Origin of the sequence: Streptomyces sedi (assembly GCF_006335015.1) — a bacterium.
Classification (GTDB): domain Bacteria; phylum Actinomycetota; class Actinomycetes; order Streptomycetales; family Streptomycetaceae; genus Streptomyces; species Streptomyces sedi.
Genome location: NZ_VDGT01000022.1, coordinates 1 through 25900, shown reverse-complemented (window position 1 = coordinate 25900; position 25900 = coordinate 1). Strand labels below are relative to the sequence as shown.

Annotated in this window: 23 protein-coding genes; 16 read left to right on the top strand and 7 right to left on the bottom strand. The window is 74.4% G+C overall.

Annotation, left to right across the window (positions count from 1 at the left end):
- Positions 1-11: 11 nt before the first annotated feature.
- On the bottom strand, positions 12-866 hold the full coding sequence (locus tag FH715_RS23535) for an endo alpha-1,4 polygalactosaminidase (RefSeq protein WP_139648639.1): 855 nt from the start codon (positions 864-866) through the stop codon (positions 12-14).
- Positions 854-4030, bottom strand: a complete 3177-nt coding sequence (locus tag FH715_RS23530) for a sacsin N-terminal ATP-binding-like domain-containing protein (RefSeq protein ID WP_246108928.1) — start codon at positions 4028-4030, stop codon at positions 854-856. Before FH715_RS23530 ends, FH715_RS23535 begins: the two co-directional genes overlap by 13 nt.
- Positions 4031-4144: 114 nt before the next feature.
- Here FH715_RS23530 and FH715_RS23525 point away from each other — a divergent pair, with 114 nt between their 5' ends.
- Entirely contained in the window at positions 4145-4864 is a 720-nt protein-coding gene (locus tag FH715_RS23525; protein WP_211367750.1) for a sulfite exporter TauE/SafE family protein, read from the top strand.
- A 21-nt stretch (positions 4865-4885) separates the two neighbouring features.
- Here FH715_RS23525 and FH715_RS23520 read toward each other — a convergent pair whose 3' ends face one another.
- Positions 4886-5656 (bottom strand): DUF3027 domain-containing protein, encoded by a 771-nt coding sequence (locus tag FH715_RS23520; protein WP_139648637.1) that lies wholly within the window; start codon positions 5654-5656, stop codon positions 4886-4888.
- An 882-nt stretch (positions 5657-6538) separates the two neighbouring features.
- Here FH715_RS23520 and FH715_RS23515 point away from each other — a divergent pair.
- The 4 genes from FH715_RS23515 to FH715_RS23500 are packed head-to-tail and all read left to right on the top strand — an operon-like array spanning position 6539 to position 10117.
- Entirely contained in the window at positions 6539-7918 is a 1380-nt protein-coding gene (locus FH715_RS23515) for an MFS transporter (protein WP_211367754.1), read from the top strand.
- Between the two features lie 27 nt (positions 7919-7945).
- Complete coding sequence (locus FH715_RS23510) at positions 7946-8524, top strand: hypothetical protein (protein WP_139648635.1); 579 nt, start codon at positions 7946-7948, stop codon at positions 8522-8524.
- 23 nt (positions 8525-8547) lie between these two features.
- Positions 8548-9267: a futalosine hydrolase gene (locus tag FH715_RS23505; protein WP_139648633.1), complete on the top strand. Its 720-nt coding sequence runs from the start codon at positions 8548-8550 to the stop codon at positions 9265-9267.
- Entirely contained in the window at positions 9251-10117 is an 867-nt protein-coding gene (locus FH715_RS23500) for a 1,4-dihydroxy-6-naphtoate synthase (RefSeq protein WP_139648630.1), read from the top strand. Before FH715_RS23505 ends, FH715_RS23500 begins: the two co-directional genes overlap by 17 nt.
- 68 nt (positions 10118-10185) lie before the next feature.
- On the opposite strand, the gene FH715_RS29390 is transcribed toward FH715_RS23500, so the two are convergent.
- Positions 10186-10569, bottom strand: a complete 384-nt coding sequence (locus tag FH715_RS29390) for a cold-shock protein (protein ID WP_139648628.1) — start codon at positions 10567-10569, stop codon at positions 10186-10188.
- A 161-nt stretch (positions 10570-10730) separates the two neighbouring features.
- Between FH715_RS29390 and FH715_RS23490 the strand changes: the two genes are divergently transcribed.
- Positions 10731-10985 carry a hypothetical protein gene (locus FH715_RS23490; protein WP_342782188.1) on the top strand — a complete coding sequence of 85 codons (255 nt, stop codon included), beginning with the start codon at positions 10731-10733 and terminating at the stop codon, positions 10983-10985.
- Here FH715_RS23490 and FH715_RS23485 read toward each other — a convergent pair.
- Positions 10982-11710 (bottom strand): HAD family hydrolase, encoded by a 729-nt coding sequence (locus tag FH715_RS23485; protein ID WP_170184800.1) that lies wholly within the window; start codon positions 11708-11710, stop codon positions 10982-10984. The two genes, FH715_RS23490 and FH715_RS23485, sit on opposite strands and share 4 nt — an antisense overlap.
- A gap of 135 nt (positions 11711-11845) precedes the next feature.
- Between FH715_RS23485 and FH715_RS23480 the strand changes: the two genes are divergently transcribed.
- The 4 genes from FH715_RS23480 (at position 11846) to FH715_RS23465 (ending at position 15908) form a co-directional block, all read left to right on the top strand.
- Positions 11846-12901: a FecCD family ABC transporter permease gene (locus FH715_RS23480; RefSeq protein ID WP_139648598.1), complete on the top strand. Its 1056-nt coding sequence runs from the start codon at positions 11846-11848 to the stop codon at positions 12899-12901.
- Positions 12902-12929: 28 nt separating this feature from the next.
- On the top strand, positions 12930-14021 hold the full coding sequence (locus FH715_RS23475; protein ID WP_139648596.1) for a FecCD family ABC transporter permease: 1092 nt from the start codon (positions 12930-12932) through the stop codon (positions 14019-14021).
- The gene (locus FH715_RS23470) at positions 14018-14863 is read left to right on the top strand and encodes an ABC transporter ATP-binding protein (RefSeq protein ID WP_139648594.1); all 846 of its coding nucleotides are present in this window, start codon (positions 14018-14020) and stop codon (positions 14861-14863) included. The genes FH715_RS23475 and FH715_RS23470 overlap by 4 nt, the downstream gene beginning before the upstream one ends.
- A 76-nt stretch (positions 14864-14939) precedes the next feature.
- Positions 14940-15908 carry an ABC transporter substrate-binding protein gene (locus FH715_RS23465; protein ID WP_139648592.1) on the top strand — a complete coding sequence of 323 codons (969 nt, stop codon included), beginning with the start codon at positions 14940-14942 and terminating at the stop codon, positions 15906-15908.
- Positions 15909-15937: 29 nt separating this feature from the next.
- Here FH715_RS23465 and FH715_RS28375 read toward each other — a convergent pair whose 3' ends face one another.
- A complete protein-coding gene (locus tag FH715_RS28375; protein WP_170184799.1) occupies positions 15938-16990 on the bottom strand; it encodes a hypothetical protein in 1053 nt (350 codons plus the stop codon).
- A gap of 407 nt (positions 16991-17397) precedes the next feature.
- Here FH715_RS28375 and FH715_RS23450 point away from each other — a divergent pair, with 407 nt between their 5' ends.
- The 5 genes from FH715_RS23450 to pstB all read left to right on the top strand — a co-directional run bounded on the left by FH715_RS23450 (position 17398) and on the right by pstB (position 22607).
- On the top strand, positions 17398-18195 hold the full coding sequence (locus tag FH715_RS23450; RefSeq protein ID WP_246108927.1) for a response regulator transcription factor: 798 nt from the start codon (positions 17398-17400) through the stop codon (positions 18193-18195).
- Positions 18196-18454: 259 nt separating this feature from the next.
- On the top strand, positions 18455-19567 hold the full coding sequence (pstS, locus tag FH715_RS23445) for a phosphate ABC transporter substrate-binding protein PstS (protein WP_139648589.1): 1113 nt from the start codon (positions 18455-18457) through the stop codon (positions 19565-19567).
- A 118-nt stretch (positions 19568-19685) separates the two neighbouring features.
- Positions 19686-20669 (top strand): phosphate ABC transporter permease subunit PstC, encoded by a 984-nt coding sequence (gene pstC / locus FH715_RS23440; RefSeq protein WP_211367749.1) that lies wholly within the window; start codon positions 19686-19688, stop codon positions 20667-20669.
- Entirely contained in the window at positions 20669-21766 is a 1098-nt protein-coding gene (gene pstA / locus FH715_RS23435) for a phosphate ABC transporter permease PstA (protein WP_139648587.1), read from the top strand. The genes pstC and pstA overlap by 1 nt, the downstream gene beginning before the upstream one ends.
- 61 nt (positions 21767-21827) lie before the next feature.
- On the top strand, positions 21828-22607 hold the full coding sequence (gene pstB, locus FH715_RS23430; protein WP_139648585.1) for a phosphate ABC transporter ATP-binding protein PstB: 780 nt from the start codon (positions 21828-21830) through the stop codon (positions 22605-22607).
- 79 nt (positions 22608-22686) lie between these two features.
- Here pstB and FH715_RS23425 read toward each other — a convergent pair whose 3' ends face one another.
- On the bottom strand, positions 22687-23541 hold the full coding sequence (locus FH715_RS23425; RefSeq protein WP_139648583.1) for a helix-turn-helix domain-containing protein: 855 nt from the start codon (positions 23539-23541) through the stop codon (positions 22687-22689).
- A 189-nt stretch (positions 23542-23730) separates the two neighbouring features.
- Between FH715_RS23425 and FH715_RS23420 the strand changes: the two genes are divergently transcribed.
- The coding region (locus tag FH715_RS23420; protein WP_139648581.1) for a helicase-associated domain-containing protein at positions 23731-25900 on the top strand (2170 nt) is incomplete at its 3' end.

The following is a 25900-nucleotide window of genomic DNA, read 5'->3' as shown; positions in this document are numbered from 1 at the left end:
AGCGGACGGCCTCAGCAGGTCTCGCGCCAGGCGTCCAGGTCCCAGTTCTTGGCGAGCGAGCTGAGCCCCAGCCGGGTGGTGTCCGGGCAGAACTCCTCGGCACTCAGCTCGTACTCGACGTGGAAGACCGGCTTGTCGGCCTCGATGAACGGGGTGAGCAGCTCGCACTCGTCGTGCGCCGCGCACTCCTCGTTGACCGCGAAGTCGAACTCGTCGACCAGCTCCGGGATCTGGTCCAGGTCGTTCTTCAACCCGACGGCCAGCCCGCGCTCGTGCGCCAGCTCGGCGACCATGCGGTTGAACGCCAGCTGGTCGTCGGCGGTCAGCGGGAAGCCCGTGTCGTTCTGGTAGCCGTCGAGCAGGTCGGGCTCGACGGCGTCGAAGCCCTTCTCCACACAGAGGTCGAAGCGCTCGGCGAGCAGCGGCCGAAGGGTGTCCAACGCCCTGATGTCCAGCCAGCGTTCGCCGGGCCAGCCGTTCCCCTCGCCCAGCAGCTCCTCGGGGAACGCGTCGGCGTCCGGGCGAAAGTCCTCCCAGGCGCCGGCGTTGACGTAGCAGATGACCCGCACGTCCCGTTCGTGGAGCGCGGCGACGTCGTCGGCGCCGCTTTCGAAGGCGTCGATGTCGTAGACGGGGACGGGCAGTTCGAGGTCGAGCGGGCCGGTCAGCTGCCACTGCCAGTCCAGACCGGCCTCCGGCCGCCACCAGTCGGCGGCCCGCTCCGACGACGCGCCGTCGGACGCCCCGGGCTCCGCAAGCGCCTCCTCCTCGTCCGAGGACGACGAGCAGCCGGCCAGAAGCAGCAACGGCAGCGCGCCGGCGAGCAGCGGCCGGGCGCCGCGCCCGCGGGCCCTCAGTCGAACCATCGGGCCGTCTCCAACTCCGCCGCCCGCTCCGGGTCCTCCAGCAGCGCCGCCAGCTCGAAGCGGCGCGGCCACTGCCCCGTGGACCAGGCCAGGCCGGCGGCCAGGCCCTCGAAGGTGGCTGCGTGCAGCACGCCGGCCGGGGTGAGCCGCCAGTCCACCTCCTCGCCGTCGATCACCAGGCCGTCCTCGTGCTCGTGGTACTCGGCCGGAGCGCCGTCCCCCAGCAGCTCCCGCGCGCTGGCCGGCACCTCGCGGACCACGCCACCCGCCGGCGGCTCCGCCGGCAGCGCGGCGGACAGCAGCCGCACGTCGAGGACGGCGGCCAGCTCCGCCGCCGCCTGCGATGGCACCGGCAGCAGCGGCCGGCCGCCGGCCAGCGGCAGCAGGTCGGGGGCGTCGGCGACCAGCGCCTCGCCCGCCTCCACCACCCGCACCTCGCCGTCGACCACCGCGCGCAGCGTGTCCGGCAAGGTGACCGCCTCCGGGTCCAGATCGGCCAGCAGCCCGTAGAGCCCGTGCAACTGCCAGGCGGAGACCGGCAGTTCCGGGTCACCCAGCCGGGACAGCAGCTCGGCGGCGCCCCCCGGCTCGGCCAGCAGCGCCGCGGCCGTCGTCCGCACGCCCAGCGCGCGCAGCACCTCCTCGTCGGCCCGCGCGGTGTCCGCGTCCTCGTAGAGCCCCGCCAGCAGCGGGTCCCCGTCGGCCGAACGCAGCCCGGCCGGCCGGCGCCCGTCCAGCACGGGCGCGCCGCGCAGCCACCACGCGGTGTAGGAACGGGCGGTCTCCACCGTGCCGTCCGGCATCCGCACCCGCATCCTGGCGGTCAGCGCCTCGCGCAGCGGGGAGCGGCCCAGCAGCTCCAGCACCCTCGGCCAGCGTTCGTCGTCCACCAGCTCCAGGTCCCGCACCGCGACCACCTCGGCGGCGACCGGCGGCAGCGCGGCGTCCGGCAGGGCGTCCAGCGCGTCCTCGCACCAGACGTCGACCGAGTCCAGCAGGCCGATGTCGTCGGGCTCCGCGTAGGAGCCGTCACGCGGCTCCATCTCGTCCGGGTCGAGCACCACGTCGGCGGCGCGCACCAGCACGAAGTCGGCCTGCACGCCGACGGCGGTGAGCACGCGTTCGCCCCACTCCTCGACCAGGTCGGCGTCGCAGGCCGTCAACTCGTCCGGCCTGATGACCTGTTGGAAGAGGCTCTCCGGCAGCACCAGCTCGCCGGCCGGCGTCAGCTCGCCCGTCTCGTCCGGCAGCGCCAGCGCCGCCAGCCACGGCTCGTCGCCCGGCCCGAGGCCCGCCTCGCGGACCAGGGCGAGCACCGTGCCGGCCAACTCGGCGGCCGGCGGGGCGTCCTCGTCCCAGATCTCCAGGTCGGCCGAGGCCGCCACCGCGTGCCGCACCTGCGGGGTGTCCAGCACCGCGCGGGGCGTCGCGGGCGCGGCGCCCAGCTTCTCCAGCAGCGGGTGCGCCGCCTCCGGGTGCGCCACCTTCAGCCCCAGGCGCCCCAGCTCCGAAGGCTCGGTGCCGGCCGACGGCAGCAGCACCCGCAGCGGCCCGACGGTGGTCCTGCCGTCGGCGAGCGGCACCGGCAGCCCGGTCAGCAGGTCGGGGTCGACGCCGAGCAGCGACTCGTACAGCCGCCACCACCAGCCCGGCGGGCGGTCCACGCCGGCCAGCCGCTCGATGATCTCGCCGAGCGAGACCCGTTCGACCTCCAGCACCCGCAGCTCGGCCCGGCGTTCGAGACCGGCGGGCAGCAGCCCGGGGAACAGCTCGGAGAGCACGGCGACCGTGTCGACGCCCGCCCGCTCCACCAGCTCGGCCTCGGTGGGGCGCAGTGCCGCCGGCGGCCCCTGCTCGGCGTCCTCCTCGCCGGACTCGGCCGGCTCCGCGGGCTCGGGCGGGGCGGCGCCGGCCGCGGCGCTCGGCAGGAACGCGGTCCCCGGCAGCAGGTCGAGGACCAACCCCCGCAGCCTGCCGTCCAACTCGCCACGGCCCAGCGGCCCCGGCACCAGCGACAGGATCTCCGGGGTCACCGGCCGCCAGTCGGCCAGCAGCGCCGCGTACCCCTCGGCGGCCCGCGCCAGCAGGAAGTCGGTGAGCGGCCCGTCCGCGACATGGCGCCGCGTCGGCTCCAGCGGGAAGCTGCCGATCAGCAGCGCCGGCAGGCCCAGCGTGTCGTCGGTCGGCGTCGGCGCGTGCAGCACGGCCGCGCTCGTCGGCGGGGACGGCGCGCCCTCCGCGTCCACCGGCACCGCCCAGGTCAACGACCAGTGGCGGCGCTCACGCTCCTCCAGCGGCCGGTCCGCCAGCAGCGCCTCGTCCGCCTCGCCGGCCTGCGTGGCCACCCGCCAACGGGTGGAACGCACCGCGCTGCCCGCCGGCCCCGGCTCCTCGGTGATCTGCGTGTACGGGCCGAACTGCCTGCGGGTCAGCGCGCGCTTCCCCGACGGGGTGTCCAGCACGACCTCGACGAGCCCGGGCAGCGACAGCAGCAGCGTGTCGTCGACGGCCGCCAGCAGCCGGTCGGCGAGATCCTCGGCCGCCGCGTCGCGCAGCGGCATGGTGACGACCGTGTCGAACCCCTCGGGCAGCTCGAACTCGGCCAGCGGCAACGGCAGCCGCAGCAGCGGAACGGCGTGCCGCTCCCCCGCCCTGCGATCCAACTCGGCCTGGAGCTCCGGCAGCTCCTCCCCGATCTCCCGCGCCATCTCGGCCGCCTCGCCGAGCGACCAGCGCACCCCGCCGGCCTCCCCCGCGATCTCCGGGCGGTCGGTGACCGCGAGCGTCGCCGCGAAGCCGACGCCGAACCGGCCGACGCCCGAACCGGCGCGCTTCGCCGAGGCGCGCAGCGTGGACAGCGACTCGACGCCGGCGGCGTCGACCGGGGTGCCCGTGTTCGCCGCCGAGAGCACCCCGTCGCGCAGCGTCAGCAGCAACCGCCCTGGCTGGCCTGCGCGTTGCGCCGCGTCCGCCGCGTTCTGCGCCAGCTCGACGACCAGCCGGTCGCGGTAACCGCCGCGCGCGAGGTCCTCCTCGGCGTTGGCGTCCTCCCTGAACCTGGCCGGCGAGTCCCGCCAGGCGCGCAGCACGCGCCGCCGGAGCCGCTCGGTGTCGAACGGGTCGGGCAGTCCGGAGTACGGGTCATACGCGTGGTCGGTGGTCACAACGCCAGACACTATCGCCGTCCACTGACGACGGGCCCCCGGGCCGCTCGTCCGCCGGCGCGAAGGCCGGGCGCCGGTCGCGCTGTCGGTGACGGCTGCTACGTTCGGTGTCCCGTGACCGACATATCCGCCCTGATTCTCATGGGCTTCGCGGTGTTCGCCGGCTCCGCGCTCCAGAGCGGCATCGGCATGGGCCTCGGGCTGCTGGCCGCGCCGACGCTGGCGCTGGTCGAGCCGTCGCTGCTGCCCGGCGGCCTGCTGATCGCCTCGCTTGTGCTGCCGCTGTTGGGGATGGCCAGCGAGTGGCGGGACGTGGACCGGCGCGGCCTGGCGTGGGCGCTGCCGGCGCAGGCGCCGGGGGCGCTGCTCGGGGCATGGCTGGTCACGCGGTGGGAGGCCGACGCGCTGGCCGGGGCGGTGGGGGTGATGGTGCTGCTGGCGGTCGCCGCCTCGCTGGCGCGGACGCGGGTGGCGGTCGGGCCGTGGTCGCTGACGCCGGCCGGGGCGCTCGCGGGTGTCACGGGCACGGCGACGTCGATCGGCGGTCCGCCGATGGCGCTGCTCTACCAGCACGAGCCGCCGGCGCGCATGCGGGCGACGCTGGCGGCGTTCTTCGCGCTGGGCAGCGCGTTCTCGCTGGGCGCGCTGCTGCTGACCGGAGAGCTGGACGGGCGGCAGGTCGGCTACGGGCTGGCGGCGACGCCGCTGGTGGTGTCCGGCTTTCTGCTGGGGCGCACGCTGCGCCGGCGGATCGACGCGGACGCGCTGCGCACACTGCTGCTGGCCGTGGTGGCGCTGGCGGGCGCCGGCCTGCTGCTGCGCGCGCTGCTCTGAACGGGCCGCCGCCGGCTCCGACTACAGCGGGTCGGCGCCCATCTCGTCGATCACCGGGGGCGGAGGCGCCTGGTGCTTGGGCGCCTCGGCGGCCTCCGAGTGGGCGCCGCAGCCGTAGGCGAGGGAGACCACGCGGCCGTCGGCCGGCGCGAACTCGTTGCCGCAGACCCCGAACGCCTGCCGCAGGCTGCCGGCCAGCGGGATCAGAAAGCCGCAGCTCACACACGAGGCGGGCGCCGCCTGCGCCATCTGGGTGGCCGCGCCGAACTCCTCGTCCCAGCGGTCGGCGGCCTCCCGCAAACCCTGGAGGGAAAGCACCCTGCTGCGGCCGAGGCCCAGTTCGCCCGCGACATCGCGCACGGTGCCGCGCTCGGGCCGCTCGCCGTCCTCGTCGTCCTCGACCGGCGCGGTGTCGCCGGCGCCGAAGCCCGACTCCAGACGCGGGTCGTCGCCCTCGGCGGGCAGCAGGTCGCCGGGGCCGAGGTCGCCCGGGCGCAGCCGCTCGCTCCAGGGCACCCAGTCCGGCGCGAGCAGCGCCTCGGGCCCGGGGGTGAGCGCCACCTCGTCGACCGTGGCGTAACGGGCGCGGGAGGCGCGGGCGACGGTGACGCCCCAACGCCAGCCGGCGTAGCCGGGCACCTCACTGGCGAAGAAGTGGGTGACGAGCCGCTCTCCCTCGGCGACCATCCCCAGGTGCTCGCCCGGCAGGTGCGGGTAGGCCGCCTGCGCCGCCGCGTCGCGGGCCAGCTCCACCGCTTCGGCGCACAGCCGGTCGGGCGTCCGGCTTCGCATCCCAGCACTCACAGGCAACTCTCCTACCGCGTTGATCGAGGCGGGCGCCTCGCGGGCGAAGGAAGCCGACGGAGCGGACACCGGGACCGCTGCGACGTCGCACTCATCGAGGCCAGGCGCGCCGTCGGCCACGCTATCGCACGGCATGGACGCGACGCGCACGGGTTCTGGTGCGGGGCCGCCGGCCCAGGGGCCGGCGGCCGACAACCCACCTTGCCGGTGCGGCACCGTGGTCGTCTGCACCCCGCCACGAATGAGCCGGGGTGAGGACGACAACCCACCTGGCCGGCGCGGCACCGTGGTCGTCTGCACGCCGCCATGGATGCACCGCGCAGTTCCCCGCGCCCCCAAGCCGCCCACCGGCGTGACAGGGGCGCGGGGAACGGCGCGAGCAACCACACACCCGGCCGAGGACGACAACCCACCCAGACCGGCAAGGTCAGTAGTCGACCAACCCCCACCACCCAGCATTCGCGCAGTTCCCCGCGCCCCCAAGACCGCCACCGGCGTGACAGGGGCGCGGGGAACTGCGCGAGCAACCACACACCGGGGCGAGGACGACAACCCGCCCCGACCGGCAAGGTCAGTAGTCGACCAACCCCCACCACAAATGCACCACGCGTCCAAGACCGCCACCAGCGCGGAAGGGCGCGAGTGACCACACACCGGGGCGAGGACGACAACCCGCCCCGACCGGCAAGGTCAGTAGTCGACCAACCCCCGCCACAAACGCACCACGCGTCCAAGACCGCCACCAGCGCGGAAGGTCGCGAGTGACCACACACCGGGGCGAGGACGACAACCCGCCGATCTACGTACGGCGTTATCGTCGCCCCCGGCCCGGAGGGCCTTACGCTTGCGCCTGTGACTGCTGGCGGTCAGTTGGACTCGGGGACCGAGCACCGGTCCGGGGCGGTCGTGCGCGCCGGCCGGGCGCTGGGGCGTGCGTTCCTCGCGCCTCCGCGCCTCGTCACGCGCCGCGTGCGCCGCGTGACGCACGCTCACGGCGCGGGCGAGTCGGGTATGGCGAAGCTGATCGAGCTGCACGCCGTGCACTCCGCCGGCGACATGCTGATCACGTTCGCGCTGGCCTCCACCATCTTCTTCTCCGTCCCGACCGACGAGGCCCGCGGCCGGGTGGCGCTCTATCTGGCCGTCACCATGGCCCCGTTCATCCTGCTGGCGCCGGTGATCGGGCCGCTGCTGGACCGCGTGCCGCACGGCAGGCGCGCGGCGATGGCCGGCGCGCTGCTGGCACGCGGGATGTTGGCGCTGGTCATCGCGAGCGCCGTGGTGACCGGCGGGCTTGAGCTGTATCCGGCGGCGCTCGGCGTGATGGTCTGTTCGAAGGCGTACAACATCGTGCGGGCGGCGGTCGTGCCACGGCTGCTGCCGCCCCGGATCTCGCTGGTGAAGGCGAACGCGCGGATCACCCTCACCGGCCTGCTGTCGGCCGGCGCGATGGCGCCGGTGGGGCTGGCGCTCAACGCGATCGGCGAGCGCTGGCCGCTCTACGCCGCCTGCGCGATCACGGTGGTCGGCGCGTTGATGTCGTTCCGGCTGCCCGGCCGGGTCGACCTGGCGAAGGGTGAACGGACCGCGCATCTGGCCGAGTTGGCGGAGGTGCGTTCCGGTCAGGGCGGGGCTGAGAGCCAGCGCGGGGGCTTCCTGCCGAAGGTGGGCGACTCCCCGGTGCTGAAGGCGCTGGTGGCGAACGCCTCGCTGCGGGCGCTCTCCGGTTTCCTCCTCTTCTTCATGGCGTTTCTGCTGCGCGGGGAGCCGCTGCCGGGGTTGAGCGCCGCGCTCTCCCTCGGGCTGGTGGGCGTCGCCGCCGGCGTCGGCAACGGGCTGGGCAACGTCCTGGGCAACTGGCTGCGGGAACGTTCCCCCGAGCTGATCCTGCTGGTCGTGCTGGTGGTCGCGGTCGGCACCACCGTCACCGCGACGGTCAGCTATCTGGCGGTGACGGTGATCGCGGTCTGCGCCGCCGCCGGGGTCTGCCAGGCGCTGGGGAAGCTGGCGCTGGACGCGCTGGTCCAGCGGGACGTGCCGGAGGTGGTGCGGACGTCGGCGTTCGCCAGGTCGGAGACGACGCTCCAGATGTCGTGGGTGCTGGGCGGCGCGATCGGGATCTCGCTGCCGCTGGTGGGGCCGCTGGGCATGGGGGTGGCGGCCGTCCTGGTCCTGCTGGGTGCGGGGCTCAGCGTGCGGGGCCTGCTGGCGACCGCGAGACGCGGCTCGCCGCACCCGCGCGTCAGGTGACCGGTATCGGCCGGTAATCTGCGTGGCATGACTGCCATCGCCAGGAACCGGGGCCGCCGGGCCATCCGTACGACGCTCGCCCTCGGCACCGTTTCGCTGGGCGTCCTCGTGCTGTCGGCGTGTGAGAAGCCCTCGCCCAACGCGCACTTCACGCTGGACAGCAGCAGCTCCTCGAAGGAGACCGCGAGCGACTGCTACGGCCACGGCGAGCCGCTCGGCGCCGAGCGGGCGCTGGAGTGCTTCTCCACGGACGACAACCGCGCGACGTTCTCCAGCACGCCGGGCGACACGTTCCGGATCGGGGTGGACGCCGACGTCGCCGAGGAGGGCTGGCTGCTCTTCGTCAACGACCAGCTGTACCGCGCCGAGCCGTTCACCGGCACCTACCGCAGCTTCCCGAGCGACCAGCTCTTCCAGATGGTGCAGCAGCAGGCGACGCCCGGCGCGCCGCCGGTCGCCGAGGACCTGCGGCTGAGCGTGGCGCAGGTGCGCGAGGACTACGACATCGAGACGATCTGGTCCTCGCAGACCGAGGAGGAGTTCCAGGAGAACCTCTACGGCAGCGTCGAGGGCATCTGGAACGTGACGCTCACCCCGGGCGACTGAGCATCGCCGCCGCACGCGAACCGATGGACCGCACGCGGGCGTTGGTGGTGACGGCCGTGCCCGCCGAGCGGGACGCGGTGACGCTGGCGACGGGCGCGCCGCCCGACGCGTTCACCCTGCCGACCGGGCTGACGCTGCACCGGGGGCCGGCGTGGGACGCGGTGGCCGTGGGCGTGGGCCCGGCGGCGGCTGCCGCCGGCACGGCGACGGTGCTGGCGGTGGCGCCCGGCCGCTACGACCTGGTGGTGGCCGCCGGCATCGGCGGCGGGTTCGCGCCGGTCGCCGACGTGGGTGACACGGTGGTCGGCTCGGCGCTGGTCGCCGCCGACCTGGGCGCGGAGAGCCAGGACGGCTTCGTCGACCTGGCGGAGCTGGGCTTCGGCCGGACCAGCCACCGGCCGCCCGACGGGCTGGCCGAGGCGGTGGCCGAGGCCGCGGGCGCGGTGGTGGGCCCGGTGCTGACGGTCGCCACGGCGACGGGGACGGCCGAACGGGCCGCGGCGCTGGCCGCGCGCCACCCGGGCGCCGCCGCCGAGGCGATGGAGGGCCACGGCGTGGCGACGGCCGCCGCCGCCCACCGACTCGCGGTGCTGGAGATCCGCACCGTGTCCAACCCCGTGGGCCCACGGGACCGCGCGGCCTGGCGCATCCCGGCCGCGCTGCGCGCGCTGACGGACGCGTTCGCCGCCGTGGGGCCCGCGGTCGAGAAGTGGAGGCAGCAACCCCATGAGCAGCACGGATGACCGACCGCTGACCCTGACCTACTCTCCCTGCCCCAACGACACCTTCGTCTTCCACGCCTGGGCGCACGGGCTGCTGCCCGGCGCGCCGGGGGTGACCGTGGACTACGCCGACATCGATGTCACCAACGGGCGGGCGGAGCGCGGCGAGGGCGACCTGTTGAAGGTCTCCTACGCGGTGCTGCCCTATGTGCGGGACGAGTACGCGCTGCTGCCGTGCGGCGGCGCGCTGGGCCGGGGCTGCGGTCCGCTGGTGCTGACGGCGGAGGGCGGCGCCGCCTCGCCGGCCGAGCTGGCGGGGCGGACGGTCGCGGTGCCGAGCGAGCGGTCGACGGCGTATCTGCTCTTCCGCCTCTGGGCCGCCGACCTGGTGCCGGGCGGGGTCGGCGAGGTCGTGGTGCTGCCGTTCGCCGAGATCATGCCGGCGGTGCGGGACGGCCGGGTGGACGCCGGGCTGGTGATCCACGAGGCGCGGTTCACGTTCCACACGTACGGGCTGCGGCAGTTGGCCGACATGGGCGAGTACTGGGAGTCGACGACGGGGCACCCGATCCCGCTGGGCGCGATCGTGGCGCGCCGCTCGCTGGGCGAGGAACGGCTGGCGGCCGTCGCGGGCGCGATCCGCGCCTCGGTGGACCACGCGTGGGCCGACCCGTCGGCCAGCCGGGAGCATGTGCTGGCGCACGCGCAGGAGATGGACCCGGCGGTGGCCGACGCCCACATCGGGCTCTATGTCAACGAGTTCACGCGCGACCTGGGCGCCAGCGGTCACGCGGCGATCGACGCGCTGCTGGGCCGGGCCGCGGCGGCCGGCCTGGTGCCGGCCACCGCGCCGCTGTCACCGGCGCGGTGACGGCGGGCGGCCGTCGGGCCGGTCGGCCGTCGCCCCCGGAAGCGCCGCGGCGTCCGGGGGCCCGGACCTCAGACGTCCAGTTGGTCGGCGACGGCGCGGAGCATTCCCGCGATCTTGCGGCCGGCCGCGCGGTCGGGGTAGCGACCGCGCTCCAACTGCTGGGAGACGCCGTCCAGCAGCGTCGTCAGGTCCTGGACGATGGACGCCAGCTCGTCCGGCTTGCGGCGCTGCGCGGCGGCCACCGAGGGCACCGGGTCGAGCAGCACCACGGAGAGCGCCTGGTCCCCGCGCTGGCCGGCGACCACCCCGAACTCCACGCGCTGGCCCGGCTTCAGCAGATCCAGCCCGGCGGGCAAGGCGGAGGAGTGCACAAAGACGTCGCCGCCGTCGTCGCGGGAAAGGAAGCCGAAGCCCTTCTCGCTGTTGAACCACTTCACCTTGCCGGTAGGCACGTGTCCTCGTCCTCGCTCGCATAGCAGTGAGGCGGGCCACATCGGCCCGCCGATCCAAGGCTAATCGCCCCCGGCCCGGTGACAAGATGCTGCCGAGCCGTTTCGGAGGATCACTGCCCCCGGCCGGTCGTAAATATGCTCGTACCTGCGATCCTGTGGTGGTGAGTACCAACCAAGCAGGGGACAGGCTCGTGCGGATCGGCGGCGTGATCTTCGCCGTCGGGGCGCTGGCGACCCTGATCACCGTGATTCCGTTGCTGGTCGGGGCGGACGCGCTGCCGACCGCCGCCTATCTGGTCTCCATGCTGATGGGGGTGGGGTTCTTCGTCGCCGGCTGCGGGCTGATGCGCTCGGTGGCCGCGCAGCGCCGCGAGGACCGCGCGGCGCAGCGCGTGGCGGTGCCGGACTCCGCCTAGACCCCGGCGAGGTGGCCGGCCAGCCAGTCGGGGAACGCGGTGAGGTCGGTCAGCACCACGTCCGCGCCGGCCTCCCGAAGTTCGTCGGCGGGGCAGGGACCGGTCGCGACGGCGACGGAGACGGCGCCCGCGGCGCGCGCCCCGCGCACGTCCCCGACGTGGTCGCCGACGTACACGCCGGCGGTGTGCTCGCGCAGGGCCTCCGCCTTGCGTTCGGCCCAGAGCGAGCCGACCAGCACGTCGGCGCGCAGGCCCAGATGGTCCATGTGCAGCCGGGCGTTGGGCGCGTGCTTGGCGGTGACGACCACGCTGCGCCCGCCGAGCCCGCGCACGGTCTCTACGGCCTCGGCGGCGCCCGGCAGCAGCAGCGAGGGTTCGATCGCCAGCCGCACGTACAGCGCGCGGTACTGGTCGGCGACGGCCGGCACCCGCTCGGGCGGGAACCAGCAGGCCAACTCGTCCTCCAGCGGCGGCCCGAGGCGGCTGACGGCGAGGTCGGCGTCGATGGGCACGCCGGTCTCCTCGGCGAGCGCCGTGTAGGTGCGGTGGATGCCGGGCCGGGAGTCGACCAGGGTCATGTCGAGGTCGAACCCGACGGTGAACCGGGGGTGGGGCGCGCTGTCGGGCCCGGGGGCGCGCTCCGGGGGGCGTGCGGTGGCGCGTGCGGAGTCCGCTCCGGGGTCGCCTTCGGGGTTCTGGGGATGCGTCGGCGCTGCGAAGGACATGCGGCTATTGTGCCCCTGGCAGTTGCCTACACTTAGGCTCGCCTTACCTAACTGCCCCACGGTCTCACTGTCCCACGGTCTCATTGCCCACCCGCTCACCCGCACGCACCGCGCGAAGGACCCCCCCGAGGAACGATGTCCACGCTCGCCGAACGCCGGCCCCCCGTCGAACGCCGCGGCACCGCCGCGCGGCGGCTCGGCTGGCTGCTGGCCGGGGTGGCCGCCGTGGGGGTCGCGATGCTGCTCAGCGTCGCCCTCGGCAGCCGTTCGATCGGCTTCGACCAGCTGCTGCGCGCGCTGACCGAGTCCCCGGACGCGCTGACCGGCGAGGACGCCAGCGCGGCCAAGGTGGTGCGCGAACTCCGGGTGCCGCGCACCCTGATCGCGCTGATGGTCGGCGCCGCGCTCGGCATGGCGGGCGCGGCGATGCAGGGCCTGACCCGCAACCCGATCGCCGAACCCGGCATCCTCGGCGTCAGCCAGGGCGCCTCGGTCGCGGTGGTGCTGGCGATCGCCTACACGGGCGCCGACTCCCTCGACGACTACGTGTGGTTCGCGTTCGTCGGCGCCGCGCTGGCGGCCGTCGTCGTCTACGCCGTCGCCAACCAGGGCCGGGGCGGCGCGACACCGGTGCGGCTGGCGCTGGCGGGCGCGGCGATCAACGCGCTGCTGGCGTCGGTGATCGCCGGGGTGCTGACCACGCACGGCGCGACGCTGGACGAGTTCCGCTTCTGGCAGGTCGGCTCGTTGACCGGCAGGGACGCCGACATCGCCGCGCGGATATGGCCGTTCCTGCTGGCGGGCGTCGTGCTGGTGGCCGCGGCGGCGCGGGGGCTCGACGCGTTGGCGCTCGGCGACGACGTCGCGCGCGGGCTGGGCCAGAACGTGGCGGTGGTGCGGATCACCGGCGGACTGGGCGCCGCGGTGCTCACGGGCGCGGGGGTGGCGGCGGCCGGGCCGATCGCGTTCGTGGGGCTCGCCGTCCCGCACATCGGGCGGGCGCTGGTCGGCGGCGGGCACCGCTGGCTGCTGCCGATGTCGGCGCTGCTCGGGGCGGTGGTGCTGCTGGTCTCCGACGTGGTCGGCCGGCTGGTCTTCCCGCCGTCCGAGGTGCCGGCCGGGGTGACGACGGCGCTGGTCGGCGTGCCGTTCCTGGTCTATCTGGTGCGCCGCTCGGCGGTGCGCGGATGAACGGCTGGCGCACGAAGGGGGGAACGCGATGACCGCGACGCTGGGCGGCCCGCGCGCCGCCACGACCGGGCGCGGTGGCGCCCGCCCCACCGGCTACCGGGTGCTGCGGCTGCCGGGCGGCGCCTCGTTCCTGCTGCACGGCAGGGCGCTGCTGGCCGCGACGGTGCTGGCGCTGGTGCTGGCCGCCGGCTGTGTGGCAAGCCTGTCGTTCGGCGAGTCCACGGTGCCGCCGCTGGAGGCGATCCGTTCGGTGCTGGGGCTGACGGACGAACACGACTTCGTGATCGGGGTGTTGCGGCTGCCGCGGCTGACGGTGGCGCTGCTGGTCGGCGCCGCGCTGGCGGTGGCGGGCGCGCTGATCCAGACCGTCGCGCGCAACCCGCTGGCCAGCCCCGACATCATCGGCGTCAGCCAGGGCGCCGCCGCCGTCGCGGTGGTCGCCATGACCTACGGGCTGGCCTCCACGGCGGTGCTGCCCTACTGGGCGGTCGCCGGCGGGCTCGCCGCCGCCGGGCTGGTCTATCTCCTCGCGTGGCGCGGCGGGCTGCACGCCGCGCGGTTCGTGCTGGTCGGCATCGGGCTCGCGGTGGCGCTGCGCGCGGTCACCCAGCTCTTCCTCACCAAGGGCGACCACACCGTGGCGCAGCAGGCGACGGTGTGGATGACGGGCTCGTTCCACGGGCGCGGCTACGCCGAGGCCGAGCCGCTGGCCTGGGCGCTGCTGGCGGTGCTGCCCGCCGTCTGCTGGGCGGCGCGCGCGCAGCGGACCGTGACCCTGGACGACGACACGGCGACCGCGCTCGGCGTGCGGCTGAACGCGACCCGCCTGGGGCTGGCGACCGTCGGGGTGCTGCTGGCGGCGCTGGCCACCGGCACGGCCGGCCCCGTCGACTTCGTCGCGCTGCTCTCGCCGCAGATCGCCCGCCGGCTGACCGGCACGGCGCAGATACCGCTGCTGACCACGGCGCTGGTCGGGGCGAGCCTGACCGTGCTGGCCGACCTGCTGGCGCGGACGCTGTTCTCGCCGACGGAGCTGCCGGCCGGGGTGGTCACGGCGGCGATCGGCGCGCCCTACCTGCTGTGGCTGATCCTCAACAACCGCACCGGAGGCCGGACATGAGCACGCGTTCCGAGCGGGAGCCGGCCGGCCGGCTGGCGGCCAGGGGGCTGACCCTCGGCTACGAGGCGGACCGCCCGGTCGTCGACGGCCTGGACGTGGACATACCCGACGGCCGGGTCACCGTGATCGTCGGCCCCAACGCCTGCGGCAAGTCGACGACGCTGCGCGCCCTGGGCCGGCTGCTGAAGCCGCGCGCCGGCGCGGTGCTGCTGGACGGCGCCGAGCTGCACACGCTCTCCACCCGGCGGATCGCCCAGTCGCTGGGGCTGCTGCCGCAGACCCCGGTGGCGCCGGAGGCGATCACCGTCGCCGACCTGGTCTCCCGCGGCCGGCAGCCGCACCAGCGCTGGTGGCAGCAGTGGTCGCCGACCGACGAGGAGGCGGTCGCCGAGGCGATGGAACGCACCGACGTCGCCGGGCTGGCCGACCGCCCGGTGGACGCGCTCTCCGGCGGGCAGCGGCAGCGCGTCTGGATCGCGATGGCGCTGGCCCAGCGGACGGACCTGCTGCTGCTGGACGAGCCGACGACCTATCTGGACATCGCGCACCAGGTCGAGGTGCTCGACCTGGTGCGCCAGTTGGCCACCCCGACCGAGGAGGCGCCGGCCCGCACCGTGGTGACCGTGCTGCACGACCTGAACCAGGCCGCCCGCTACGCCGACCACCTGGTCGCGATGAAGGACGGGCGGATAGCGGCGCGCGGGCGCCCCGAGGAGGTCGTCACCGCCGAGCTGGTCGACGAGGTCTTCGGGCTGGCCGCCGTGGTGATCCCCGACCCCGTCACCGGCTCGCCGCTGGTGGTGCCCCGCGCGCCGGTCCCCGTTCCCGGGGGGCCGCGATGAACTCCCCCACGGCCTTGGCCCGTTCGCCGAAGTTCGCCGAAGACCGAGAGAAGACCGAGAGAAGGGCGTCCCGCTCATGAACCGACGCATCACCGCCTCCGCGCTCGCGCTGGCCTGCGCCGTGACGCTCGCCGCCTGCGGCGACGACTCCGGGTCCGCCGGCTCGGGGGGCTCCGACGGCGGGTCGGGCGGGGGCGGCAGGACCGTGGAGACCGCGATGGGGCCGGTCGAGGTGCCCGAGAACCCGGAGCGCGTGGTGGTGCTGGACACCGCCGAGCTGGACACGGCGATCACCCTGGGGGTCGTCCCCGTCGGCGCGGTGCAGGCCGACGCGACGCGGGAGTTCCTCGACTACCTGCCGCAGGAGCGGCTGACCGACGTCCGGAACGTCGGCAACATCGCCGCCCCCAACCTGGAGGCCATCCACGAGCTCGACCCCGACCTGATCATCGGCAGCAAGGTCCGCGACGAGCAGAGCTACGACGAGCTGTCGGCGATCGCGCCGACCGTCTTCAGCGAGACCGTCGGCGCGCCGTGGAAGGAGAACTTCCTGCTGCACGCCGAGGCCATGGGCAGGTCGGCCGAGGCGGAGGAGGCCGTGGCGGCGTACGAGACGCGGGTCGCCGAGGTCACCGAGGCGCTCGGCGGGCCGGAGGCGGCGGCCGGGACCGAGGTCAGCATGCTGCGCTTCATCGACGGCGGCAACACCCGGCTCTACGGCCGGGAGAACTACATCGGCACCGTCCTCGCCGACGTGGGCCTGGGCCGGCCGGCTATCGTCGACGAGGCCACCGACGGCTTCGCCGTGGAGGTCAGCCCCGAGCAGGTCGACCAGGCCGACGGCGACGTCATCTACTACTCCTCGTACGGCGACACCGACGCCTCGGGCGAGGACGCCGCCGTCGGCGGCCCGCTGTGGGAGGACCTGACCGCCGTGCGGGAGAACCGCGCCTTCCCCGTCAACGACCAGCTGTGGTTCCTCGGCATCGGCTACACGGCGGCGGAGGGCATCCTCGACGAGATCGAGGAGACCCTGGCGGGCTGAGGGCGCCGGCCGGCGGCCGGCGGCCGGCGTCACCCCTCCTTGACCGGTCTGCGGGCCAGGAAGAGGAGCAGCGCGGCGGAGGCGAGGCCGGCCAGCCGCAGCAGGGTGGGCCAGTCGTCGCGCAGCAGCTCGTTGGCCTGCCCGTCGGCGAGGGCCTCGCCCCAGTAGCCGCCGGCGCGGCCCATCAGCCAGACCCCGTAGCCGGTGGCGACCAGCGCCGGCATCCCGAACGTCGCCCACTGGCCGGCGCGTGGGGAGAGCCGGGGCGACCAGTAGGCGAGCGCCCAGCCCGCCAGCATCGCGGGGAACGAGCCGAACACCGCGCCGCCGGCCAGCGCCGCCACGCCCAGCAGCTCGACGATCCCGCCCCGGCGGCGGCCGGCGAGGACGGCCCTGGCCAGCCGGGCGCCCCGGCGCGGGCGCGGCGGGTCGGCGTCCTCGACCACCGGCCGGGCGAGGGCGGCCTCCGCGGCCTCGCGTTCCGCCTCGGCGGCCGTCAGCTCGGCCTCGGTCGCGGCGCCGGGCTCGGGGGCGGCCAGCCCGCTGGGGTGCATCAGCTCGGGGATGTCGATGCCGCCGCTGAAGCCGGCGATCTGCTCGTCGGAGCCCTGCTGCCAGCCGGTCACCCGCGGCTGGCCCTCCGCGGGCCAGCGCGCCGCCACCTCGGGGCGCGCCCCGGCTCGCGGGTCGGCCTCGCGCGGGGTGGGCAGCTCGGGGGCCGGCGCCTCGGGGGCGGGCGAGGCGGCGGACGAGGACGAGGCGGCGGACGAGGGCCAGGCGGGGCCGGCGGGGGACGCCGAGGGGCGGCTCGTCGACGCGCTGTGGGTGGGGCGCGCGGGCGCGGGCGGCGCGGAGCCCGCGGCCTCGGCGACCACGTCCTCGGGGCTGCCGATCCGCCCCAGGATGCGTTTGACCGAGGGCGAGCGGGCGTCGGAGGCGCCGCCGGAACGCTGCCGGCCGATCTCGTCCCGCAGCCGGTTGACCAGCCGGGCCCTCTCGGCCGACGACATGGCGGTGCCATGCGCCAGATCGCCCACCCGGCTCAGGTAGTCGAACACCAGCTTCTCTTCGTCGATCCCCACGGCATCGCCCCTGCGCTCGCCCTGCCCGGACCGCTCCCGGTCCCCAACACCCCCCACGTACCCACCTGATGCTACTGACGCGCGCCCCCCGATGGGGCCGGCACGCGCGGGGCGGCGGCCCGCCGGCGGGCGGAGGGGGCCGGAACCTGAGAGAACGCCGTTGTTCATCGCGGGTTCACCGAACGCCGCACAACCCGCTACCCACAGCTCGTTACATGGTGAACGTCGCTCGTGGACACCGTTTTCACGCCTCCCGGGAGCCGGGCGCACGGCCGCCGGTGCCCTGCTGTGCTCCCGTGGCGCGACGCGGCCTGGCCACCTCAAGCTCTGGCCGTTCCTTCACCGCCGAGACCGACAGCGAGGGAGAGCCCGTGGGCGCCTGGTTGAGTTCGACTCGGGCAACCGCCGTGCCTGGCACGGGGTTTGATGGTCCGGAGGACGACGTCCCGGCCTTCGGCGCCGGCGCCGGCGTCGGCGCCGAGCGGCCCGCGGAACCGGTGGGGCCGACACCGATACCGCTGGGGACGCACCCGGTGGTGCTGCTGGCCGACGCGGACGAGCGCATCCGGCAGGGTCTGACCACGCAGCTGGCCAAGTACCAGGTGTCGGTGGTCCACTGCGCCGACGGGGCCGCCGCGCTGCTGGAGGCGGGGCTGCGCAAGCCCGACGTGCTGCTGGTCTCGGCCGACCTGCCGCTGATCGACGGGGCAACCGTGCTGCGGCTGGTGCGGCGGCGGCTGTCGATCCCCGTGGTGCTGGGCGTGGGCCCGGAGGACACCGCCCAGGTCGCGCCCGCGCTGGCCGCCGGCGCGAGCGCCTGTGTCGCGCGCCCCTATCGCCCGCGCGAGGTCGCGCAGCTGCTCAGCCTGGCCGACCGGGGCCACAGGGGCTGGGACCAGCCGCTGGTCTGCGGGCCGCTGACGCTCGACCCGAGCACCTACGAGGTGCGGATGCACGGCGTCTCGACGGCCCGGTTGCCGCTGCGCGAGTTCCAGCTGCTTCACTTGCTGATGCTGCACGCCGAAAAGGTGATCACGCGCGATCAGATCAGGACGGAGTTGTGGGGCGAGGGCGCACGGCGCTCGAACACCATCACCGTTCACATTCGGCGACTCCGGGAGCGGCTCGGTGACGACCCGCACCACCCGGAGATCATCCAGACGGTGCGCGGCGTCGGCTACCGGCTGGTGCCGCCGGCGGGCTGAGTTTCCCCCGGGAATACGGCGGTCGGCGGGGCGTCCCGCACCTCCCGTGGCACCGCCGATCCCGGTCGCGATCGCCAGGCTTGCTCCTTAACGATTCCAACTCTTTTTGTGAAACGCCCGGTTCTGCCGAACCTATCTTTCTGTTCACCTTCTGGCCCTCACTGCTTCGCTGGCCGCTCCTACGTTCTGACTCGAAACACGTCATAGACGTCATCTCCACATCCCGGCCACGGGGCCGGTCAGGAACAAGGAGCAGGTCATGCGCAAGACGCGCGCTCGTCTCGCCGCGATAGCCGCGGTGTCCGCCCTGGCGTTGGTCACGGCGTGCAGCAGTGACAACGAGAGCGACAACGGCAACGGCGCCGGCGGCAGTTCCGGGGGCAGCGAGGGCGGCTCCGACCTGTCAGGCACCATCTCCGGCGCCGGCGCCAGCTCCCAGGCCGCCGCCCAGCAGGCGTGGCAGGCCGGCTTCCTGGCCGCCAACCCGGACACCACCGTCAACTACGACCCGGTCGGCTCCGGCGGTGGCCGTGAGCAGTTCATCGCGGGCGGCACCGACTTCGGCGGCACCGACGCCGCGCTGGCCGACGACGAGCTGGCCACCGCGACGGAGCGCTGCACCGAGGTCATCGAGGTCCCGGTCTACGTCTCCCCGATCGCGCTGGCGTTCAACGTCGAGGGCGTGGACGAGCTGAACCTCCAGCCCGCCACCATCGCCGGCATCTTCAACCAGGAGATCACCACCTGGAACGACGAGGCCATCGCCGCCGACAACCCGGACGTGGAGCTGCCCGACACGGCGATCACCCCGGTCAACCGGTCCGACGCCTCCGGCACCACCGAGAACTTCGTCGAGTACCTGCTCGCCGTCGCCCCCGACGCCTGGCCGCACGAGGCCAGCGACGAGTGGCCGGTCTCCGGCGGCGAGGCCGCCCAGGGCACCTCCGGCGTCGTCCAGGCCGTCTCCGGCGGCGACGGCACCATCGGCTACGCGGACGCCAGCCAGGTCGGCGACCTGTCCACGGTCAACGTGGGCGTCGGCGAGGAGTTCGTCTCCTACTCGCCGGAGGCCGCGGCCAACGTCCTCGAGGTCTCCGAGCGCCTTGAGGGCCGCGGCGAGTACGACTTCGCCTACGAGCTGGCGCGCGACACCACCGAGGCCGGCACCTACCCGATCGTCCTCGTGTCCTACGCGATGGCCTGCGCCACCTACGACGACGCGGCCAAGGCCGAGCTGGTGAAGGCGTACCTCTCCTACGTGATCAGCGAGGAGGGCCAGGCCGCCGCCGCCGAGGCCGCGGGCTCGGCGCCGATCTCCGACACCCTCCGGCAGGAGCTCCAGCCCGCCATCGACGCGATCGCGGCCGGCTGACGGTCCGAACCGCCAGGCGCGGGCGGCCATCACGGGACGCGGTCGCCCGCCCACGGGTGGCCGCCGTCCCGTGGTGGCCACGGCCCGTTCGGACTCCAGCCGAGAAAGGGAACGAAGAGTGTCATCGAGCACCGAGCTGAGGCACCCCGAGAACCAGCCCCCACCACCGCCGGGGGCGCCGCTGTTCGACAAGCCGGTGAGCCGGCTGGGGGACAAGCTGTTCTCCTCCGCCGCCACGGGGGCCGGCGTGCTGATCCTGGTCATCCTGGCCGGGGTCGCCGCGTTCCTGGTGGTGGAGGCGTGGCCCGCGCTGTGGGCCGACCCCGAGGAGGTGCCGGGCGGGGACGGCATCGTCCTCTACATCTGGCCGCTGCTCTTCGGCACGCTGCTGGCGGCGTTCTTCGCGCTGCTGATCGCCGCGCCACTGGCGGTGGCGATCGCGCTGTTCATCACGCACTACGCGCCGCGCCGGCTGGCGACGGCGCTCGGCTATGTGATCGACCTGCTGGCCGCCGTGCCCAGCATCATCTTCGGCCTGTGGGGCCTGTCCGAGCTGGCGCCGCTGACGGTGGAGCCGACCCGCTGGCTTGAGGACAACCTGGGCTTCATCCCCCTCTTCGAGGGCCCGGCCTCCACCACGGGACGCACCATGCTGGTGGCGTCGATCGTGCTGGCGGTGATGATCCTGCCGATCACCACGGCCGTGATCAGGGAGGCGTTCCTCCAGACGCCCCGGCTCCACGAGGAGGCGTCGCTGGCGCTGGGCGCCACCCGCTGGGAGATGATCCGGATGTCGGTGCTGCCGTTCGGCCGCTCCAGCATCATCGGCGGTTCCATGCTGGGCCTCGGCCGCGCGCTGGGCGAGACGATGGCCGTCGCGATCGTGCTCTCCCCCTCGGGCGGGATCACCTTCAACATGATCAGCAACGGGAACCCCTCCACCATCGCCGCCAACATCGCGCTGGACTTCCCCGAGTCCTCAGGGCTGGACATCAACATCCTGATCGCCTCCGGCCTGGTCCTCTTCGCCGTCACCCTGCTGGTCAACATGGCGGCCCGCGCGGTGATCAACCGCCGCCGTGACTTCTCGGGAGCCAACTGATGAGCACATCACCCCCCTCCCTCGACAAGGCGCCCGAGCCCGGCGAGCCGCCCGTGGTGCTGGAGCGCCCCGCGCTCACCCACGGTTCGCTGCCCCGCCGGGCGGCGCCCCTCGCGCTGCTGCTGTGGACGGCACTGGGCCTGGCCCTGTACCTGGGGGCCGACCTGAACCCGGTGGTCGCCGGGCTGATAGCCGCGGTCGGCTACACCGTGGTCATATGCGGCTGGTCGCGCTCCGTCGAGGGCCCGCGCAAGGCGCACGACCGGCTGGTCACCGCGATCGTGACCGGCGCCTTCCTGGTGGCGCTGCTGCCGCTGGTCTCGGTGCTCGGCGCGGTGCTCTCCCGCGGCCTCGAACGGTTCGACGCCGACTTCTTCAACAACTCCATGCGCGGCGTCGTCGGTGAGGGCGGCGGCGCGCACCACGCGTTGATGGGCACGTTGATCGTCACCGGGCTCGCGGCGCTGATCTCCGTGCCGATCGGCCTGCTGACCGCGATCTACCTGGTGGAGTACGGGCGCGGCGCGCTGGCCCGCTACATCACCTTCTTCGTCGACGTGATGACCGGCATCCCCTCCATCGTGGCCGGCCTCTTCGCCTACGCGCTCTTCGAGCTGTTCTTCGGCGCCGGCGTGCGGATGGGCATCATGGGCTCGGTCGCGCTGAGCGTGCTGATGATCCCCGTGGTGGTGCGCTCCACCGAGGAGATGCTGAAGCTGGTGCCGAACGAGCTGCGCGAGGCGTCGATGGCGCTGGCCGTGCCGAAGTGGCGCACGGTCCTGAAGGTGGTGCTGCCCACCGCGCTCGCCGGCATCGCGACCGGCGTGACGCTGGCCATCGCCCGCGTGATCGGCGAGACGGCCCCGCTGCTGGTCACCGTCGGCATCACGTCGAGCGACAACTTCAACCCCTTCGACGACCGGATGGCGACCCTCTCGGTCTTCTCCTACAACCAGTACGCGACGCCGGGCATCCCCCCGGAGCCGTTCCTGGACCGGGCGTGGGCGGCGGCGTTCACGCTGATCCTCGTCGTGATGGCGCTCAACCTGCTGGCGCGCCTGATCTCCCGCCTGTTCGCCCCGAAGACCCGCGCCTGACGGCCGCCGGGAGTTGGGTTCACACCAGTCCACACCGGACACGAAGAGGAAGCGAAGCACAGTGGCCAAGCGCATCGAGGTCAAGGATCTCGACATCTACTACGACAAGTTCCTGGCCGTGCAGGGCGTCTCGATGACGATAGAACCGCGCTCGGTGACCGCCCTGATCGGGCCCTCGGGCTGCGGCAAGTCCACGTTCCTGCGCACCCTGAACCGGATGCACGAGCTGGTGCCGAAGGCCAGGGTCGAGGGCAAGGTACTGATGGACGGCAACGACCTCTACGGCGCGCAGGTCGACCCGGTCGCGGTCCGCCGGCACATCGGGATGGTCTTCCAGCGGCCCAACCCGTTCCCCACGATGTCGATCTACGACAACGTGGTGGCCGGGGTGCGGCTCAACAACAAGCGGATGAAGCGCGCCGAGATGGACGCGCTGGTGGAGCGTTCCCTGCGGTCGGCCAACCTCTGGGACGAGGTCAAGGACCGGCTGAAGCGCCCCGGTTCGGGGCTCTCCGGCGGCCAGCAGCAGCGGCTGTGCATCGCGCGCGCCGTCGCTGTCCAGCCGGACGTGCTGCTGATGGACGAGCCCTGCTCGGCGCTGGACCCGATCTCCACGCAGGCGATCGAGGACCTGATGCTGGAGCTGAAGGAGGAGTACACGATCGTCATCGTGACCCACAACATGCAGCAGGCGGCGCGGGTCAGCGACGTGACGGGCTTCTTCAACCTGAAGTCGATCGGCGAGCCCGGCGGCCTCGTGGAGATGGACGAGACGACCAGGATCTTCTCCACGCCGAGCAACAAGGCGACCGAGGACTACGTCTCCGGCCGCTTCGGCTGACGCGACGCGCCCCGCGTGCCCGGCCCGTCGGGGGCGGGCACGCGGGGAAAACGTCTTCCACGCGGGGTGTGGGCGCGGCTCAGAGCATTCTGGCGATGTGGTGGATCAGCTGCCGCGACTCCTCCGGCTCCAGGGACCGCGCCGTGGCGCGCCCGAAGAAGACCCGGTAGTGCGCCAACTCCTCGTCCGCGCCCAGCAGTCCACCGCCGGTCGGGCCGTCCACCAGCACGGTGTCCAGCTGCGGCACCACCCCGTGGATGTAGAGCATCGGCTGGGTCACCTCGTAGAAGTCCTCGTTGGTGAACGGGATGACCCGCACCGTCACTCGCGGCGAGTCCGCCGCCTCCATCAGCGTCTCCAGCTGACGCCGCGCCACCTTGCGCCCGCCGAAACGCATGTGCAGCGCCGCCTCGTGCAGATACGCGCAGAACTCCGGCGGGTCGTCGCGGTCCAGCACCGCCTTGCGGCGCATCCGGTGCGCCACGCGGACGTCGATCTGCTCCTCGGTGGGCTCGGGCAGCCCGCCCTTGAAGAGCGCCCGCGCGTAGTCCTCGGTCTGGAGCAGCCCCGGCACCGTCACGGTCTGGAGGGTGCGCATCGCGGTGGCGTGGTGCTCCAGCTCGGCGACCGCCAGATACTGGGAGGCAAGGGTGCCACGATATTCGTCCCACCAGAATTGGCCACGGTGCTCCCTGGCGATCGCGCAGAGCGCTTCGAGCAGCGCCTCGTCGACGCAACCGTAGAAGTCGGCCAGCTTCCGGATGCGTTCCTCGCTGACGCCGATGCGGCCGGACTCTATGTGGCTGATCTTCCCCTGGTCCGTGCCCAGCATCGCCGCCGTCTCGCGCGCGGTATGCCCCGCCGCCACCCGCAACTTGCGCAACTCGGCGCCAAGTCGGGCCTGTCGGGCGGTTGGGTTCTCCCTCGGCGGCATCGTGGATCAGGTCCTTCCGTTGACTGGTTTCCCGAGTCTGCCGCGCTCCGACCTCGGCAGTCCACTCGCCGGGAAGGGGCCTTATGGCACGGTTGCCCCGGGGCAGTCGTCCCACAGAAACGGTTCATCCGACGCGCTGAACTTCCCTGGCCATGTCACCTGACACCGACTGCCGCTACGGTTGGCAGGATGACCAGCGGTTCCACCGACAGCCCGCGCACCCTCGCCGACGAACTGCGCTCCCGTTCCGACGAGGAGCTGTCCGAGCTGCTGCGCGCCCGCCCCGACCTGCTGTCGCCCCTGCCGGGCGACCTCTCCCAACTGGCCACGCGCGCCGGCGCGCGGGCCTCCGTGGTGCGCGCCCTGGAGCATCTGGACACCTTCACCCTCCAGACGGCGGAAGCGCTGGCCATCGCCGAGCGCCCCTGTTCACCACGCGCGCTCGAACGCCTGCTGCCGGGCGGCGGGGAACGACTGCCCGAGGCGCTGGCGACGCTGCGCTCCCGGGCGCTGCTGTGGGGCAGGGACGACGGGCTGCGACTGGTGCGCACCGCGCAGGAGTTGCTGGCGCCGAGCGCCGGCCGGCCGAGCGCCACCGGGCTCGGGCCGACGCTGGCGGAGGCCGCCGCCGGCATGGCGCCGAGCCGCACCCAGCAGCTGCTGGCGGCCTGCGGACTGCCCGCCACCCACGACCCGGTGAGCGCGATCGGCGCGCTCGCGGCGCTCTTCGGCGACCGCGAGCGGCTGGCCGCGCTGCTCGCCGGGGCGCCGGACGGCGCCGCCGCCACCCTGGACCGGCTGACCTGGGGCCCGCCCTACGGCACCCTCGGCAGCGGCCCCGAGGCGGCGCGCGCCGGCGCGCCGCTGCGCTGGCTCCTCGACCGCGGGCTGCTGATGCCCACCCAGCCGGGCACCGTGGTGCTGCCCCGGGAGGTGGCGCTCACCCTGCGCGGGGGGCGCGCGCACCGCGAGCCGCGCCCCGAGCCGCCGGCGGTGGCGGCGGTCGCCGCACACGCGCCCGACCTCGTCGACGCCACGGCCGCGGGCGCGGCGCAGCGCGCGCTGGACGTGCTGGAGAAGCTGCTGACGGCCTGGGAGGTGGAGGGCCCACCGGTGCTGCGCGCCGGCGGCCTCGGCGTGCGGGAGCTGAAACGCGCCGCCGTCATCCTGGACGTGCCCGAGCCCGAGGCGGTCTTCTGGCTCGAACTCGCCTACGTCGCCGGACTGTTGGCCTCCGACTCCGAGGCCGACGAACGTTACGCCCCCACCCCCGCCTACGACGACTGGCTGACCGCGCCCACCGGCGAACGCTGGCTGCGGCTGGCCACGGCGTGGCTGGCCGGCACCCGGGTGCCGTCGCTCGTCGGCACCCGCGACGGCAAGGGCCGGCTGCTCGCCGCGCTCGGCAGCGGCCTGGACCGGGGCGCGGTGGCGGCGCTGCGGCACCGGGCGCTGACCCTGCTCGCCTCGCTGCCGCCCGGCGGCGCGGCCGACCCGACGGCGGTGCGCGCCCGGCTGGACTGGGAGTGGCCCCGGCGGCTGGGGACCGAGCCCAGGCACCGGCTGACCGAGGCCGCCCTCGGCGAGGCCGAGGCGCTCGGCATCACCGGGCGCGGCGCGTTGGCCTCCTACGCCAGGCCGCTGCTGGAGACGCCGCCCCGCCCGGCCAGGGCCGCCGAGCTGCTGGCGCCGCTCTTCCCCGAGCCGGTCGACCAGGTGCTGCTCCAGGCCGACCTGACGGCGGTGGCGCCCGGCCCGCTCCGCAGGGACCTGCGGGCGACGATGGCGCTCGCCGCCGACGTGGAGTCGACGGGCGGCGCCACGGTCTACCGGTTCACGCCCGGATCGATCCGCCGCGCGCTGGACGCCGGCTGGACGACGGACGCGCTGCACGCGTTCCTCGCCGAGGTCTCCCGCACGCCCGTGCCGCAGCCGCTGGACTACCTGGTGGACGACGTGGCCAGACGCCACGGCCGGCTGCGGGTCGGCGCGGCGGGCAGCTATCTGCGGTCCGAGGACGAGACGGCGCTGGGGCAGCTGCTCGCCGACCGGCGGTGCGAGCCGCTGCGGCTGCGGCGGCTGGCGCCCACGGTGCTGGTCTCCGAGCTGTCGCCCGACCAGCTGCTGCTGCGGCTGCGCGAGTTGGGGCTCGCCCCGGCGGCCGAGACGGCCGAGGGCGCGGTGGTGACGCTGAGCGCGGAGCCGCGCCGCGCGCGGGCGGCGCGGGCGGCGCGGGCGCCGCCGGGCGTGCCGTCGCGGGAGGGCGTGCGCCTGACCGGAGCGCCCGCTCGGGTGCTCGCTGCGCGCGACGAAGGCCGAGGGGGCCGGCTGCGGCGGGCCGACCGCGGCGTGGAGCGCG